Consider the following 15,052-nt stretch of genomic DNA (forward strand, 5'->3'; position numbering starts at 1 on the left):
CTACCATGACCAAAGTCATTCTGATCACCGGCACCTCGACCGGATTGGGGATCGCAATCGCGGTTCAGGCCGCCATGGCCGGCCACATCGTATATGCCACCATGCGCAATCTGGACCGCAAAGGCACCCTGCTTGAAGCGGCACAAGCGGCCGGTGTCACCCTCAACCTGCTTCAATTGGATGTAGAAGACACCGACACCGTGACCGCCGCCGTGGATCAGGTGATTGCCGAACAGGGCCGGATTGATACGCTGATCAACAACGCCGGCCTTGGGTTTGCGCGCAATGTCGAACAGGCCAGCGAAGCCGACATTCAGCGTATTCTTGATATCAATTTTATGGGTGTGGTTCGCACAACCAAGGCCGTGATGCCACATATGCGCAAGGCGCGCGCCGGCCATGTGATCAATATCTTATCCGTTGGCGGATTGGTTGGCCAGCCGTTCAACGAGATCTATTGCGGTGCAAAATTCGCGGTAGAGGGCTTTACCGAGTTCGCTGGCATGTTATGTCACCCCGGCGTTCGGCATTCACTTCACCGCTGTCGAACCCGGTGGAATCGCGTCGAAATTTGCCAATAACGTGTTGAAACAAATCTCGGAAACCGGCGGGATGCTGGATGATGAATACCTGCCCATTCTGCAAAGATATGTCGCAGGCGCGCAAAGCCGCGCTGGTGGCGACGGGGCCTATCAGACAGCGGATGACGTGGCAGAGGTGGTCATGGATGTGATGAACAGCGCCCAGCCGCCGGTCCGAATCCGCACATCGGATTGGGCCAATGATCTTACGCAGTTGAAAACCGGTCTGGACCCGGACGGCCGCAAGCTTCGCGACCTTGTCTATGACCGTTTTCTGGGCTGACACCGGATTTTCGGGCTGACATCAAACAGGGCGGCGCCGTTTGTGCCGCCCCTTTTCATACCGTCGAAACCCTAGCGCAGCTTGCGCAAATAGGTCCAGGTCGGCACCTGGCCGCCGCGCGCGACGGAATAGCTTTCGGCATCGCCGATATAGGCGAACCCGCAATTGATCAGCACCCGCGCCGAGGCCGGATTGTCCTGAAACACGCTGGCGAACATGGTGTCATTGTCGAGCGGATTTGCCTCGACCAGGGCGCGCACCGCATCAGATGCCAGCCCGGTATTCCAGAACGCAGGCGCCACCCAATAGCCGACTTCGGATTGGTTGCGGTCCATCCGGTCGAGCGAGATCAGCCCCATCACCTCGGGGCCATCCAGACGCACACCATCCATTGCCCAAACAACCTCGTCCGGGTCGGACACCATCGCGCGGGTGACAAAGGATTCCGTGACGCCGGGCGGCAAAGGATGCGGAATAGAGGTCGTCATCCGAGCCACACGTTCGTCTGCGGCATGCATTTCAATCAGCCCCATGTCAGAGCGCCGCAATGGGCGAAGATCCACGCGTTCGGTTTCGATCACCGGCTGTGTGACGATGTGATCCTGGGCTGTCATCGGCTCCTCCTCAAATTCCTTGGTACTTTTGAAAACTGGCAAAATTTACGGTTTTGCTTTCAAACACCAACAGCGACCGACCTCTCCCAAGTCGTTGCTGTCAGGGCATAAAAAATCAGATCAAAACCGCGTTGAGAATAGTATGTGCATGGGTCAATTCAATCAGGGAACACCTGCCGTTCAGATGGCCATGATGTGCCAACCATGCAAGGGACTGCGTCCTTTGTTCGACTGATTGATCGAGCATTTGGAACAATCCCAAAACGCAAAAGGGGACCGGCATCGCCGATCCCCAAATTTGCGTCGCAAACCTTAGATCGGTTTATTCCGCGGCCTCCGCCATCGGCAAGACCGAAATAAACGTGCGGCCTTTGAAACCTTTGCGGAAGGTCACTTGGCCTTCGGCCGTGGCATAGATTGTGTGATCTTTGCCTTCGCCCACACCTTCACCCGGCCACCATTTGTTGCCGCGCTGACGCGCGATGATGTTGCCTGGAATGGCATGTTGGCCACCATAGAGTTTCACGCCAAGACGGCGTCCGGCAAAATCGCGACCGTTGCGGGAGGAACCGCCTGCTTTTTTATGTGCCATGGGTCTCTACTCCTTATTTGCCAGCGAGGGCTTTGGCCTGGTCGATCCAGCCTTCACGCTCGATACGGCCTTTGAACGACAGTTTTTCGCCGAATTCTTCGACTTCTGCGTCGGTCCAGGCGGCGATTTGCGCGAAGGATGTGACACCCGCTTCGTGCAGTTTCTTCTCCAGCGCCGGGCCAACACCCGAAAGCTCTTTCAGATCGTCGGCACCCGCGGCGGCGGCAGGCGCAGCAGCGGTTTCAGCCTTTGCAGCAGCCGCTTTTTTCGGCTCTGTTGCCGCAACTGCGACAGCAGCAACCGAACCGGAACCAATCGCAGCTTTGACGCCGGATGCATCCGCGCCTTCGGCCAGAATGTCGGTGATGCGGATCAATGTCAGCTTCTGACGGTGACCCTTGGTGCGCTTCGAGCTGTGCTTACGACGGCGCTTGACGAAGTGGATGACCTTGTCACCCTTGATCTGGTCGATCACTTCGGCCTGCACGGCGGCACCAGCCACCAGCGGCGAGCCTACGACGGTGGAATCACCGCCCAGCATCAGCACATCGTTGAATTGAACTTTTTCGCCGGCATCAGCAGCCAGTCTCTCGACGCGAAGGGTATCGCCCGAAGAAACTTTATATTGCTTGCCGCCCGTTTTGAGGACTGCGAACATCCTGGTCTTCCTTTGTTACCGCGTTCTGTGGCCCCGGTTTCCCGGTGTTTGTGGCAGGTGCCGAAACCCCTGCCGCCGCAAACAGCGCGTTCATTTACGAACGTCATTGAAATCAAAACCCGGCGAGAGACCCGCCGGGATTGGGGGCTGATACGGTGATCCGGTGCCTGAGTCAACCAGCAGCACAGGGCTTTCGCCCTATAATTCCTGTGCGGTCATTTGGTGGGCCAGCGCCAGTCCCAGAGCATAGGAAATTTCGGTATACATCTGGTCAAACCCGGCAAACAGCGCCCGGTTCAGCGCCTTGCCTGCGTCACTGGCAGAGATGGCCACATAGTCGCCCAGAGCCGCGTCATCCAACGGCTGGTAGGCCATCATCATATAGGCAAACAGCCATTCGCGGGTGTCGGCCCGGCTTTCTGCTTCGCTTTCCCAGACCACGCCCAGGATTTCCTCTTCGCTCATCTCAAAAGCGCCGCCATCCACCAGCCCGGCGTAGAATTCGTAGCTGGAATTCATCGCGCCCACCACATTGGCGTCAATCAGGTCATTGTTGTCGATGAATTGGTCGATCATGGCCAGACGCGGGTCGTCGTCCTGATCGCTGCGGTCACGATAGGCGGCACGCGCCGCATCCTCGACATCGGGATCGGTCATCGCATCGCGGGCCGAAACCTCCAACCGGACAATTTCCGCGCCTGCGGTGCTGGCAAAAAATGCCGTCACTTCGCCCAGCTCCCGGCCTTCCTGTTCCCAGGCCGCCGCGAACCCGTCGCGCACCACATCCTCCATACGGGTGGTGTCATAGATTTGCGCAACCATTCGCGACCAGCTGGCCCCAGCCCCACCAGGCAACATCTCTTCGGCCAGCTCATTGCCATAATCCATGCCCTCACGGCGCATGACCGCAACGGTTTCCTGCAAACCCAGCATATCCAAAAGGTTGTCCGTGGCGCGCAATTGTTCCGCGTGGGCCACAGGGGCAATCGCGATCAGAGCGGCGGTTGCCAGGGAGGCGCAATAATGCAGCATGTCTGATGAGGCTCCGATCAAAGCTGTTTTCCTACATCTAGCCCCTGCCCCAATGTTTTCCAAGCGCGGCCTGCACAATCCGCAACGGACCGGCGATTTTCCGATGTATGGCGCCCGACAAAAAGCCACTTTGAAAAATCCATCAAAAAATCCACCTTTGCCGCTTGCACCCCGCGAAAAGAGAGATTAAACGGCCCCACCAGACCCCCGCGGAGAGGTGCCGGAGTGGTCGAACGGGGCGGTCTCGAAAACCGTTGAGCCTGCAAGGGTTCCCAGGGTTCGAATCCCTGTCTCTCCGCCATTTGGCATTGATGTCACTGTGAAAAAATGACGAATTCGTCACCCCCACCCCACATTGGGAAAATGCTTGGACGTGGCTCATTGTGCCAATCGCATAGGGTCGTTCTCTGCTGTTTTCGCCGAAACCTCTGATTTGTGGGTGCGGACATATGGCCCGCCCTGCTGTCCCGCCGCGAGAAGCCGTCGCATTTCACCGCCCCTGAAGGCCACACCACCACAATCCGCTCAGCACGCGTTTGCTAGGCGTGGCTTGCCACAGCTCTCCGGAATGACGGGCGAACCTGCCTGCCCCACTATCATCGACAAGGAAATCACCCGCGACCGCCTTGGGTGTACCTGTTGGGCTGATGGCATCTAGCGCCTGCACGGCGGCGGTGTTGATCGGATAAATCAGATTAACTCTTTCGAATAACCAGAGTCCTTCTTGTAGGGCTTCGGGTCATCTTGGGGAGGTTTTTTTTACCGTGTCTGCTGACGTATCAGCCATTTCCGGGCCTCATACATCCTTGAATACGTTGCCGCGAAATTCGGATGGGTCACCCCACTGATCCACAATACCACGTTCGACCAGCTTGCCGGACTGTCTATTTCTTGTGCCACATCAGACCCGCTTTCTCAGGTCTGTAACTTTTATTAACGGGCTGCACTATGCTATCAAAAGAGCAAATTCATCAATTTGTACGAGACGGTTATTGTATTTTAAACCTCAAACTGTCGGACTATGACGTAAATCGCGCGATCGAGACGGTTTGGAAATTTTCCCCGCCATCTTTTGAAAGGAACAATCCTGCGACCTGGACAGGGATGGTCGAGGATTGGTGTTTCAAACGGGATATGACCGAAAGGGGTGGTCGTCTCAAGTTTCGCGAGAACACCAGATCAATTGGCCCTGTTCGCACGATGACAATTTACAACACGCCCCTGCGGTACTGTGTTGAAACCTTGATTATGCCGGATCACAATACCCGGGCGGCTCCCATTTTCAGGCCGATGTTAAGGGGGCTCTACCCTATTTTTTCTCAACCCGAAAAATCCGGGCCGTTGAGGGGGCATTGTGACACCCACTTTTTTCAGGTCAGTTGCGTAATTTACCTATCCGACACCGATGCCAATGACGGGGCATTTGTGGTTTGGCCGGGAAGCCACAGAATGATTGCGCCGGTCGCGACAGAATTGACACGGTATCATTCCCCCAAAGAATACCTGAAATGTCGTGACGAGGTGGAGCGTACAATCGAGCCGGTTAGCATCACCGGCAAGACCGGCACCGTCGTATTATGGCATTACAGGTTGTTGCACGCCGCGGGCCGAAATACTGGCGGCGGTGTCCGCCATGCCGCTTTGATTGATTTCAAGAATGGTTGGGCTGATGCGATGCCGCCAAAAGAGCGCAACAAGGCTTTTGACGAAAATTGGTCGCCGGTCGTGCTGGAGGCCGAGAGGGAATTGGCGGCTCAGGGCGCGGATATGGCGGTCGGACATGTTCCGGCCGAGAGTGTTTGAAATCTTCCCCAAGCCGTTCTAGTGTTCGCCGGACGATTGGTCGTTTGATAACGACAACAAGACGCAAATTCGAAGGCGCAGAGAAACATGCTGACAAACCGTGATCTGGTTGAACTGACGAACTTTCGTCGCGCGCTTCACCGCCGCCCCGAAATTTCCGGCGAAGAGACCGAAACCGCAAAGACCATCGTCGAGGCGTTGAAGCCGATGTCGCCCACGCGGATTGTGACCGGGTTGGGGGGACATGGTGTGGCAGCGGTCTTTGACTCTGGTCAGGACGGCCCGACGGTTCTGTTTCGCGCAGAGCTTGATGCCCTGCCGATCGAAGAGCGTAACGGCACGATTGACTGGCCTTCGGAAATCCCCGGCAAGAGCCATGTCTGCGGCCATGATGGCCATATGACAATGCTGCTTGCCCTGGGGCAGATGATCTCGCGCAAGCCGGTTGCCAAAGGGCGCGTGATATTGATGTTTCAGCCTGCGGAAGAAGATGGAAGCGGGGCCAAGGCTGTTGTCGCTGATCCCTCTTTCGCAGAGCTTGCACCGGATTGGGCCTTTGCCATTCATAACGAACCTGGCGCCCCATTCGGATTTGTCGCGACCCGCATTGGGCTGATGAATTGCGCCTCCTTGGGGCTGAAAATCATGCTGCGCGGCAAAACCGCCCACGCGGCGGACCCGCAGGACGGTGTCTCGCCTGCGCTGGCTGTCGCCAAGCTCATCCCGGCACTTGACGCATTGGGTCACGGCGAAGGTGGACCACGCAACGACGATTTTCGTCTGGTCACGATCACCCACGCCAATATCGGGGAACCTTCTTTTGGCATTGCCCCCGGTGAGGCCGAGGTTTTTGCCACACTGCGCACAGCGGCGGATGCAAGCATCGAAAGTCTTGAACGCGCAGCCCGCGACCTTGCCACGACTGTGGCAAAGGAATTCGGGCTGGGCGTCAGTTTTGAGATCCACGATCATTTCGCGGCCTCTGTAAATGACGCAGAGGCCTATGCCGTCGCGGTCAGGGCCATGGAGGCAATCGGTGTCCCACATGGCGAAGAAAGCGTGCCAATGCGGGCATCCGAGGACTTTGGTGTTTTTGGATGGAACGCAAAAGCCGCGATGCTGTGTCTGGGACCGGGCGAAGATCATGCGGCCCTGCACAACCCGGATTACGATTTCCCCGATGATTTGATCCCAATCGGAAGTGCAATCTTTGAACGCATCGCGCGCGATTTATTGGGTGGCACGGATCAAAGCCGCTTGAACGCCTCCACTTCGGTCTAGAGCCTGCCCAACGTAAGTAGGGTCACGGAACGGCGGGGCAGCTACGCACAGATCATCCCACGCAGCCCGCGTGAATTGGCGCAGGCAATGTCATTGCCCGCGCCTCAACTGGTCCTGCGGACATTCAGTCTTTAATGACGAATTTTCCGTCTTCTACAGTCAGCAACACAACACTGTCCGCTTGGGCGCCAAAGTGATCTTCTGGTGAATATGTATAGACGGCGGTGACGCCAACATGATCCTGTGTCGTCTCAATGGCATCGCGGATCAGCTTGGGATCGGTTAAGTCCGCAGCATCAATCGCCTGCATAAGCAACATCGCGGCATCATATCCGTTGCCTGCAAATGTGGCGGGCGATTGTCCGTACTCTGCCTCATACCCGGTCGCAAAGGTTTCAATAGCTTCCTTTTGTGGATCGCTGGCGGGCAGATCTTCCTTCACATAGAGCTTGGATGACGGGATAAGGACACCATCAGCCGCGCCTTCGGTCAACTTGATAAAGTTGAAATCATTTGCGGCATGAGACAGGTAAAAAGGCAGATCAAGGTCAAGTTGGCGGAAGTTGCGCGTTGCGATGGCTTGGGCAGGCCCCGTCGACCAAAGCACCACGGCCTCTGCGTCTGAATTGCGGATATCAAGCAACTGAGGCGTCATGTCCGTGTCGGAATTGCCGAAAGTTTTCTGGACGACAATCTCTATCCCGTAGTCGGCAACATGGTGTTCCAACTGTTCTTCGCCGGACGTGCCGAAACCAGAGTCAGAGTTCAGAACTGCGATCTTTGTGATCCCTTTCGCCTTCATGTCCGACAGAATGACAGATTGAACAAGAAGATCGGTCAGTGGGGCGACAAAGATGAATGGCTTTTCCTCGGCCGGAAGCGCGATCCCGCGCGATCCACCATTCGAAATAAGCGGGACACCCGCACGTTGCACAAAGTCGATGATCGCATAAGACGAACCAGAGTTCATTGCGCCAATGATCCCGACAACCTTTTCCTGCGAGATCAATTTGCGTGTTGCGCTAACCGATGCGGTGTTGTCGCTTTCGGTATTGATGTTGATAAAGCGAACCTGTTCACCGTCAATTCCGCCCGCTTCATTCACTTGTTTGACGGCAAGCTTCGCGCCCTCAAGCCCAGGTGCGCCGAGCGAGGCGACCGGGCCAGAGGTTTCGAGCAGCCCACCAATCACAATGTCGGCCTGTGTGACAGTGGAGGACAGGGCAAGGCCGACGCCAAAGGCGCTGACGGCGGCAAGGAGTTTTGTGTGCGGCTTCATTTGGGTATTCCTCTGTGTTGAACGTGTTTGATTGGTTTCTTGTTTTTGGGTCGTGGGGTGCACGCGTCTAAACCTCTTCAGACAGCGCATGAATTGCGTCGAGAAACGGGGTCACCAGCGGGACATAGATTCCGCCCCCAATGCGCCCGGCCTTGCCATCCCTATCGAGAACACCAAGAGCGATCGGCGGGCTGATGCCGGTGTTGGCCACCGTAGAGGCAAACAATCCCAGCACCTGTTGCGTTCGGGCGAAGGCGGGATGCGGCCAAAGGTTCAGGCGCTCTCGCAATGTTGCCGGCGCACAGGGCAAATAGGCCTCAAGCGCGGCCCATTGCGCCGGGGAACGGTCGGCGACCATCGCCCCCAATCCCATGATGTCGATGACTGCGCTGTCCCCGATCGCCGCCAATGGCGCAATCGTGTAAAACGGTTTCTCGACAAGGCCCAAAGGCACCGTGGCATGGCACGTGAACCAACGCCCGGGACACCCCGCAACCTGAATGCCGAATCTTTTGCCATTGCTGCCTGCGGCCGTAATGAAACTGCTGTCTTTGCAGCCCTGCGGGGCAGAGATCATGAGTTTGGTTGCCGCCATCCACAGGTTCAGAAAAATGCTGGGGCTGCCTTCCAGAAACCGCACCACATCAGCGGGCAGATGGTCTGCCTCACCAAACAAATATTCCCGTAATTTGGCACTGGCGGCCCCGGTGGCGCCGTGACAATCGTCGCCGCAGGCCAGGCCATGATCGGCGATTTCAATCAGGTTAATGGGGCCTGTTTCCAGAATGTCGCCAAGAACACCCGCCAAGCTTTCATTGAGCCAGTGCAGATGCGCGATGGCCTCCATGCTGGCTTGTCCCAAGCGTGGCGCTGGCCCATTCCCGCCATTCAGGGGCGCATAGGTCACCTGCCCTGAGCGCCCTGCATTCGAAACCGCCTGAAGCTGCATAGACGGCGTGACAACCGCTGCAAGAGGCACAACACAGGCATGGTCCTGTGCCGGTTCAAATTCAATGCCGCCAGCATCAATCAGCGCAAAAGCGCCTTCCAGGGTCTCGGCCCATCCCTCGAACACTGCGGCACAAGCTGCGGAATTTCGGATCGGGTCTGTCAGTTCACCTCTGGCAAAAGGAGGGCCGGCATGAAGCACCTTTTGACCGGAAATCCCCAAGGCGACATCCGCCCGCTCCATGCCTTGCCAATAAGGAGAGACCGCCAGGAAACGGTCGTGCGCAGATGTATTTGAAGGGGTGCTATCTGTCGATTTCATCATGGATCGAGCCTCGGTCATTGAGTGGCATTCACGCGCAGCGTTTGCGTGTTGGCATCGTCGCCGCCCAGATAGGCGTCGCGGATGCTCGGGTCTTCGAGCAGGTCCTGCGCCGGGCCCTGCATCGAAATCCGGCCCGACGAAAAGACATATCCGCGATCGGCGATACGAAGGGCGGCGCTTGCATTTTGTTCGACCAAAATCAGGGTCAAACCTTGCTCTCGCAGGTGTTCAAGTTTGTGAAGAATTTCGTCGATCACCTGCGGCGCCAGGCCCAGTGATGGTTCATCCAGCATCAAAATACTTGGATCATTCATCAGACTGCGGCCAATGGCCAGCATCTGTCCCTGCCCGCCTGACAGCGTTCCGGCCTTCTGGTTCGCGCGCTCTTTCAGGATTGGGAAAAGTTGGTAAATCTCTTCGCGCTTGGCATCTATTTCGTCGCGATCCTCTTGCCGCAGGGCCAAAATCCCCAGCAAACCGCGCTTGCGTTTCAGCGACACATAACGCCCCAACGCGAGATTGTCGGCAACCGAAAGTGACGGGAAAAGCGCCCGCCCTTCGGGGGTCAAACACAATCCAAGCGCGGCAATCTTGTCCGGTGGAATGCCTGCGATATGCTTGTCACGCAGTTTGATCGTGCCGCCCGCAGGTTTCTCCAGGCCTGCGATGGCCTTGAGAAGCGAACTTTTGCCCGCACCATTTGCGCCAAGGATCGTCAGAATTTCGCCGGTGCGCAGCTTGAGACTCACATTGTCCACAGCCACGGTTTGACCATAAGTCACCGTCAGGTCGACGACCTCCATTTCCACAGGGCGAAACGCGGGTTGATCCTTTTGGGGTTTTGGCGCGACCGTGGAGGCACTTGTACCCAGATAGGCCTCGATCACCTTTGGGTCCGACTTTACCTTTTCGGGCGTCCCTTCCGAGATCTTCAAACCCTGGTCCAACACCACAATTCTATCAGAGACCTGGGCGATGACACTCATGTCATGTTCGACCAGAATGACCGTTCGCCCAAGGTCACGCAATCGACGTATCGTTTCGATCAATCGCGTTTTCTCAACCGCGTTCAGGCCGCCGCCGGGCTCGTCAAGCAGCAGAAGTTCGGCGCCCGTGGCAAAAATCCGCGCGAAGCCAAGCAACCGTTGCTGCCCTGTCGGAAGATCCTGGGCTGGCAGGTCCGCCATGTCGCCTAGCCCCACCAGATCCAGCGCTTCATCCGCAATCTGTCGGAGCTTTTCGACGCGCTGTTTGGCCCGCCCCCAATAAAGCAAAGAGGATGCGACCGAACCGGCCTCGCGGGCCACCGCACCCGTCATCACGTTTTCACGCACCGTCATCGTATCAAAGATTTCCGCGGCCTGAAACGTCCGCCCAATGCCGAGACGATTGATACGATCCGCCGAAAGGCCAATAATCTGCGTGCCTTTATAGGCAATTTTGCCTGTGGTCGGTGCCTGCGCGCCAGACGCAATTTTCAGCATCGTGGTCTTGCCCGCCCCATTCGGCCCGATCAGCGAGAGGACCTCGCCCTTGATCACATCGAACGAGACATCGTTAAGCGCCTTGAGACCACCAAAATGCATGGAAACATTGCGCACAGTCAAAAGTGCTGAGGTGTCGGCAGATGTCATGACGGTGTCCTTTGGCGAAGATTACGGGCAGCGTTGGACGCCACGACGCCGAGCTGGCTCAGCAACCCGTTCGGGCAATAGATCATCGTGAAGATCAGCAACGCGCCGTAGAAAAGCAGTTCAACATTGCCAAAGGGTTTGAGCCACTCGCTCAGGAAGGTGACGAAAATGACACCCAGAACGACGCCCCAAATGCGAGAGAACCCACCAATTGCAACCATCACCAACAGCTTGACCGAAAAGGTTGTCGAGAACGGGCCTGGGCTGAGGTAGCCGATGTAATGGCCATAGATGGCGCCGGCGATTGCGGCAAAAACTGCGCTTATGATCAGCACCAGGCATTTGCTTTTGTTTGTGTCGCTGCCAAGCGTCGGAACGACATGTTCGCGTGCACCAACGGCGCGCAAGGTGAACCCGTGTGGTGACCGGATCAGGTTTTCCGACAGCAGGATCATGACAATGACCACGCCCCACACCAACGGGAAAATGTCTTCGTCAAACAACAGCGGCGTGCCGAAAAAAGACAGTGGCGGGATGCCCCCCATACCGTTGGGCCCTCCGGTTATGCCGCGCATTTCGACCAGGGCCACGTGCACAATGATGCCAAACGCCAGCGTCGCCATGGCAAGGTGATGGCCCTTGAGCCGGAACATGATCGGCCCCACCGCCCAAGCGACGATGCCCGCGATGACGGCAGACATCGGGATGGTGATCCACGGCGTAATGCCGATGTGCAGGGCGATCAACGCAGAGGTATAAGCCCCGATGCCATAAAAGGCCGCATGTCCAAGGGAAATCTGCCCCGCATAGCCTGACAACAGGGACAGGCCAATTGCGGCCATGCTGTGCAGCGCAATGATCACTAGAAGCGAGATGAAATAGGTGTCTCCAAAGAAGTAGCAAATGATCAGGGCAAGGATGGCTGCGGGGTATCGAAAGTCGTGTAAAGTCATGCTCAGATCCCTACTTCTCAAGCTCGCCAAGGATGCCCGTGGGCTTCCAGACCAGGAACCCAATCAGCATCACAAAGGCGATTGCATTCTTGAAGCCGGAGGAAAGGTATCCGCTTGATAAGGCTTCGATAATCCCGAGGATCAATCCCCCAAGCGCGGCACCGATCGGATTGCCAAATCCACCGATGATACAAGCAACGAAACCTTTGATCCCGATGGCAACACCACTGTCGAATTGCGTCAGGGCGATTGGCGCCACGATGATACCCGCGATTGCGCCAAAGAACCCAGACAGCACAAAGCCGAGGACGCGAATGTTGTTCAGACGAATGCCGATGATCTGCGCGGCGAAGCTGTTGATGGCACAAGCGCGAAAGGCCTTGCCCAGGTAGCTGCGGGTGAAAAACAGATACAACCCAACCATAAGGACAACCGTCGTACCCAGAATCCAAAAGGTTTGCGGCAGAATCGTCGCGCCCAGAACCGGAATGGGCCCACCAGATGTAAATGCAGGAAGACTATAGGCTTGTGTCCCCCAGCCAGAGATCGCAACGCCCTGCAGGATGCTGCCTACGCCAATGGTGACAATGATGCCCCGCATGACGCTATTGCCAAGAGGCCGGATCGCCAGCCGCTCGATTATGGCCGCCAGTACACCAACACAGATCACCGACAGCAATATCGCCAGAGCAAGCGGCAGGCTCAATCCATAGAAGGTAATGGCAAGAATCGCGCCAATCATGGCGAGATCGCCCTGGGCGAAATTCACGATCCCCGTGACGTTATAGATCGTCGTGAACCCGATCCCGATCAATCCGTAGATACTTCCGACCATGAGACCGGAAATGATCAACTGCAGTAAGTCTGACATTGATTGTCCTTTGATGGCCGCATGTGCCCTGCGTTCAGATGTTCTTGTCTTTTCGGCGGCGCACGCGTTGCACGCAGCCAGGGATCAGATTTTGATCCAGGTCTCGGAGAAGGCGAGAAATGCGGATGATTTCGTGCCCCCGGCAAAGCCGCGTTCCGCTACTTTTCCGGCCAAGGGACGTCCGTTCACCGTGACTGCGGCATCTTTGGCGTCAATGAACAGGCTGTACATTTGATGCTCTTTGGTTGGTCCCCCTTCCGGCGGCATGTCCACTGCATAGGGTGTGCCCAATCCACGCCATGTCATCCGCAGATCAATGTCATCGCCTTTGACAATTTCCGAATAGGTCGAGCCGCTATCCCCTTCGCGATAGCACTCGGTCAATTTGCGAAATTCGATGTTCTTGGTGCCAGCCGAGGCTTTGAATGCTGCGAAATTGTGGAAGAACCCTTCCAACAGATATTTCGCCAAAGGCTCGTTATCGCAAATCATCGCGTTGATGCATTCGGGCGACTGCGACGTGCCCGAGGGATCTTCGAGCAACAGCGCACCATGACCGCGTCCAAACGGCGACCATGTTACACGGAAAAACGTCACGAGGCCTGACCAAGGTCCGTCAGGGCTTTCTTTCAGGTAAATACCGGGGTTTTCGCCGGTCCAGGACACGGTGCCTTTGGTGATTGGATCAAGGGTCATACGGGTTCGCTTTCAGTTTCGATGTCTTGCAGGGTCGCGACATAGGCTTTTATTTTTTCGCGGACGTGGGGGATGCGGTCATCTTTGCCGAGGTGATCCCCATTCACGATTATGTCTGTCACGGTCAGCGCAACCTGGTCGAGCAAGGCATCGTCCTCGTCGCCCTCACGTTTCGGGATGTGCAGAACGGAATCGTGGCAATAGGTCGGAATTACCCCTTCGGAATTTGAAACCGCCGAGGTATGGGGCGCGCCGCCGTCTTCGAGATTGCGAATTTCGCGCAGCAACAGGCGACGCAGCATGACGACGCCTTTGTCGCAATGGGTCAAATGCTCTAGCCCGTGCCGTGCGATCGGACGTTGCGACACCTGGGCATCATAGTCGCCGGGAACGCGCTGGCGTTCTTCATAGCTGCGCTCTCCGCCCTGGCCGACGAAATCGACGCTTTCCACCCCGCACTTTTCCGGATCGCCAATGCCAAGGGGGTTCACCTCTTCGTGGAAGTGCCGCCAGCCGATGATCTTGCAATTTTCGTTATCAACCGGAAGGGTCCAGCGCGTAATCGCCACACGCGCAAACTCTTTGTATGAATGTTTGCCATCTTCCCAGATGTGCCCGACCTGCGCGAGGTTTGGCAGAATGATATCATTCGAGCGCAACCAAACATTGTTTTCAGACCGCCGTGTGGTGACATAAATCATGCCGGTCGGCGTTTCCTGAAACTTCATGTCGGGCAATTCGCCCCAGATGTCCGCAAAATGAGAGTAGGAAATGCGTGTGTGCAAAAACACCGCATGCGCGGGGTCCATCACGTTTTCATGCACTTGAAGCCAATTGCAGGGGTAATTGATGGAGTATGGGCGCATCTCATTCCCGTCGACATCATAGCTGTCGTAGATCGGGAAATCCGGAACGGTATCGGGCGGGCCGAAATAGCCGAAGATGATGCCTTTGTATTCCTTGGCGCGGTAAGCCCCCTGAAACAGCCGGTCTTTCAGTTTGCTGTTGGGCGGATCGCCCGGTGTTTCGATGATGCGCCCATCACAGCCAAACAGCCAGCCATGGTAGCAGCACCGAATGCCATCGCCTTCACACATACCGAATTCAAGCGACGTCCCGCGATGCGCACAGTGAAGGTCCAAAATTCCGACGGTTTTATCCTTGGTTCGAAAGACCACGAAATCTTCGCCAAAGGCACGCACACGATGCGGAAGTTCCCCGACCTCTTCGGACAGGCAGACAGGCTGCCAATACCGCCGTATTAGATCCCCCGCACGAGACCCTTTTTCGACATGCGTCAACGTTGGATCTTCGTCTGGAATGGGGTCGTTGTGATACCCTCCGTAGGGAACTTTCAGAAATTGTTTGCGCCGATCAGTCACGCCCGCCTCCGTCGTTGAGCTTTGTGCACCCACGCTAGGAAGTCTGTTGGTTTTGGAAAACACTATAAGAGTTAAGCCGTGCTTAGGATCACCCTATGCACAGCCAGAACCCCCTTAAAT

General features: G+C 56.5%; 15 protein-coding genes and 1 tRNA gene. 5 read left to right on the forward strand and 11 right to left on the reverse strand.

Annotated elements, in window-relative coordinates; all coding sequences use genetic code 11:
• The first annotated feature begins 5 nt into the window (after positions 1–5).
• Both AC0L4F_RS07960 and AC0L4F_RS07965 read left to right on the forward strand, forming a co-directional pair.
• Positions 6–581, forward strand: coding sequence for an SDR family NAD(P)-dependent oxidoreductase (locus AC0L4F_RS07960; protein ID WP_244687138.1), 576 nt, complete (start codon positions 6–8; stop codon positions 579–581).
• A 1-nt stretch (position 582) separates the two neighbouring features.
• Positions 583–864, forward strand: a complete 282-nt coding sequence (locus tag AC0L4F_RS07965) for a hypothetical protein (protein WP_244687140.1) — start codon at positions 583–585, stop codon at positions 862–864.
• A gap of 71 nt (positions 865–935) precedes the next feature.
• Here the strand turns inward: AC0L4F_RS07965 and AC0L4F_RS07970 are convergent, their stop codons facing one another.
• From AC0L4F_RS07970 to AC0L4F_RS07985, 4 genes are all read right to left on the reverse strand, one after another.
• Positions 936–1,478: a GNAT family N-acetyltransferase gene (locus AC0L4F_RS07970; protein WP_244687142.1), complete on the reverse strand. Its 543-nt coding sequence runs from the start codon at positions 1,476–1,478 to the stop codon at positions 936–938.
• 322 nt (positions 1,479–1,800) lie between these two features.
• Positions 1,801–2,070, reverse strand: coding sequence for a 50S ribosomal protein L27 (rpmA, locus tag AC0L4F_RS07975; protein WP_244687144.1), 270 nt, complete (start codon positions 2,068–2,070; stop codon positions 1,801–1,803).
• A gap of 13 nt (positions 2,071–2,083) precedes the next feature.
• Complete coding sequence (locus AC0L4F_RS07980; RefSeq protein WP_244687146.1) at positions 2,084–2,728, reverse strand: 50S ribosomal protein L21; 645 nt, start codon at positions 2,726–2,728, stop codon at positions 2,084–2,086.
• 198 nt (positions 2,729–2,926) lie between these two features.
• The gene (locus AC0L4F_RS07985) at positions 2,927–3,781 is read right to left on the reverse strand and encodes a hypothetical protein (protein ID WP_244687148.1); all 855 of its coding nucleotides are present in this window, start codon (positions 3,779–3,781) and stop codon (positions 2,927–2,929) included.
• Positions 3,782–3,971: 190 nt separating this feature from the next.
• Between AC0L4F_RS07985 and AC0L4F_RS07990 the strand changes: the two genes are divergently transcribed.
• From AC0L4F_RS07990 to AC0L4F_RS08000, 3 genes are all read left to right on the forward strand, one after another.
• A tRNA-Ser gene (locus AC0L4F_RS07990) sits at positions 3,972–4,061 on the forward strand.
• A gap of 647 nt (positions 4,062–4,708) precedes the next feature.
• Positions 4,709–5,563: a phytanoyl-CoA dioxygenase family protein gene (locus AC0L4F_RS07995; protein ID WP_244687150.1), complete on the forward strand. Its 855-nt coding sequence runs from the start codon at positions 4,709–4,711 to the stop codon at positions 5,561–5,563.
• An 87-nt stretch (positions 5,564–5,650) separates the two neighbouring features.
• Positions 5,651–6,844: an amidohydrolase gene (locus AC0L4F_RS08000; RefSeq protein ID WP_244687152.1), complete on the forward strand. Its 1,194-nt coding sequence runs from the start codon at positions 5,651–5,653 to the stop codon at positions 6,842–6,844.
• A gap of 124 nt (positions 6,845–6,968) precedes the next feature.
• Here the strand turns inward: AC0L4F_RS08000 and AC0L4F_RS08005 are convergent, their stop codons facing one another.
• The 7 genes from AC0L4F_RS08005 to AC0L4F_RS08035 all read right to left on the reverse strand — a co-directional run bounded on the left by AC0L4F_RS08005 (position 6,969) and on the right by AC0L4F_RS08035 (position 14,932).
• On the reverse strand, positions 6,969–8,213 hold the full coding sequence (locus tag AC0L4F_RS08005; protein ID WP_244687154.1) for an ABC transporter substrate-binding protein: 1,245 nt from the start codon (positions 8,211–8,213) through the stop codon (positions 6,969–6,971).
• Positions 8,191–9,396, reverse strand: a complete 1,206-nt coding sequence (locus AC0L4F_RS08010) for a YlbE family protein (RefSeq protein ID WP_244687157.1) — start codon at positions 9,394–9,396, stop codon at positions 8,191–8,193. The genes AC0L4F_RS08005 and AC0L4F_RS08010 overlap by 23 nt, the downstream gene beginning before the upstream one ends.
• Positions 9,397–9,410: 14 nt before the next feature.
• Complete coding sequence (locus AC0L4F_RS08015) at positions 9,411–11,030, reverse strand: ATP-binding cassette domain-containing protein (protein WP_244687159.1); 1,620 nt, start codon at positions 11,028–11,030, stop codon at positions 9,411–9,413.
• Positions 11,027–11,983, reverse strand: a complete 957-nt coding sequence (locus AC0L4F_RS08020; protein ID WP_244687161.1) for a branched-chain amino acid ABC transporter permease — start codon at positions 11,981–11,983, stop codon at positions 11,027–11,029. The genes AC0L4F_RS08015 and AC0L4F_RS08020 overlap by 4 nt, the downstream gene beginning before the upstream one ends.
• Before the next feature lie 10 nt (positions 11,984–11,993).
• Complete coding sequence (locus AC0L4F_RS08025; protein ID WP_244687163.1) at positions 11,994–12,854, reverse strand: branched-chain amino acid ABC transporter permease; 861 nt, start codon at positions 12,852–12,854, stop codon at positions 11,994–11,996.
• 84 nt (positions 12,855–12,938) lie between these two features.
• Positions 12,939–13,550, reverse strand: coding sequence for a hypothetical protein (locus AC0L4F_RS08030; protein WP_244687165.1), 612 nt, complete (start codon positions 13,548–13,550; stop codon positions 12,939–12,941).
• Positions 13,547–14,932 carry an aromatic ring-hydroxylating oxygenase subunit alpha gene (locus AC0L4F_RS08035; protein WP_244687167.1) on the reverse strand — a complete coding sequence of 462 codons (1,386 nt, stop codon included), beginning with the start codon at positions 14,930–14,932 and terminating at the stop codon, positions 13,547–13,549. The genes AC0L4F_RS08030 and AC0L4F_RS08035 overlap by 4 nt, the downstream gene beginning before the upstream one ends.
• Between the last annotated feature and the right edge of the window lie 120 nt (positions 14,933–15,052).

The sequence above is a fragment of the Marinovum sp. J2-8 genome (assembly GCF_055808435.1).

Excerpts from the sequence above, each read along its gene's own strand:
- AC0L4F_RS07960 (WP_244687138.1), top strand. The coding sequence starts at position 6 with ATGACCAAAGTCATTCTGATCACCGGCACCTCGACCGGATTGGGGATC.
- AC0L4F_RS07970 (WP_244687142.1), bottom strand. The coding sequence starts at position 1,478 with ATGACAGCCCAGGATCACATCGTCACACAGCCGGTGATCGAAACCGAA.
- rpmA (WP_244687144.1), bottom strand. The coding sequence starts at position 2,070 with ATGGCACATAAAAAAGCAGGCGGTTCCTCCCGCAACGGTCGCGATTTT.
- AC0L4F_RS07980 (WP_244687146.1), bottom strand. The coding sequence starts at position 2,728 with ATGTTCGCAGTCCTCAAAACGGGCGGCAAGCAATATAAAGTTTCTTCG.
- AC0L4F_RS07995 (WP_244687150.1), top strand. The coding sequence starts at position 4,709 with ATGCTATCAAAAGAGCAAATTCATCAATTTGTACGAGACGGTTATTGT.
- AC0L4F_RS08000 (WP_244687152.1), top strand. The coding sequence starts at position 5,651 with ATGCTGACAAACCGTGATCTGGTTGAACTGACGAACTTTCGTCGCGCG.
- AC0L4F_RS08005 (WP_244687154.1), bottom strand. The coding sequence starts at position 8,213 with ATGCGCTGTCTGAAGAGGTTTAGACGCGTGCACCCCACGACCCAAAAA.
- AC0L4F_RS08010 (WP_244687157.1), bottom strand. The coding sequence starts at position 9,396 with ATGATGAAATCGACAGATAGCACCCCTTCAAATACATCTGCGCACGAC.
- AC0L4F_RS08015 (WP_244687159.1), bottom strand. The coding sequence starts at position 11,030 with ATGACATCTGCCGACACCTCAGCACTTTTGACTGTGCGCAATGTTTCC.
- AC0L4F_RS08020 (WP_244687161.1), bottom strand. The coding sequence starts at position 11,983 with ATGACTTTACACGACTTTCGATACCCCGCAGCCATCCTTGCCCTGATC.
- AC0L4F_RS08025 (WP_244687163.1), bottom strand. The coding sequence starts at position 12,854 with ATGTCAGACTTACTGCAGTTGATCATTTCCGGTCTCATGGTCGGAAGT.
- AC0L4F_RS08030 (WP_244687165.1), bottom strand. The coding sequence starts at position 13,550 with ATGACCCTTGATCCAATCACCAAAGGCACCGTGTCCTGGACCGGCGAA.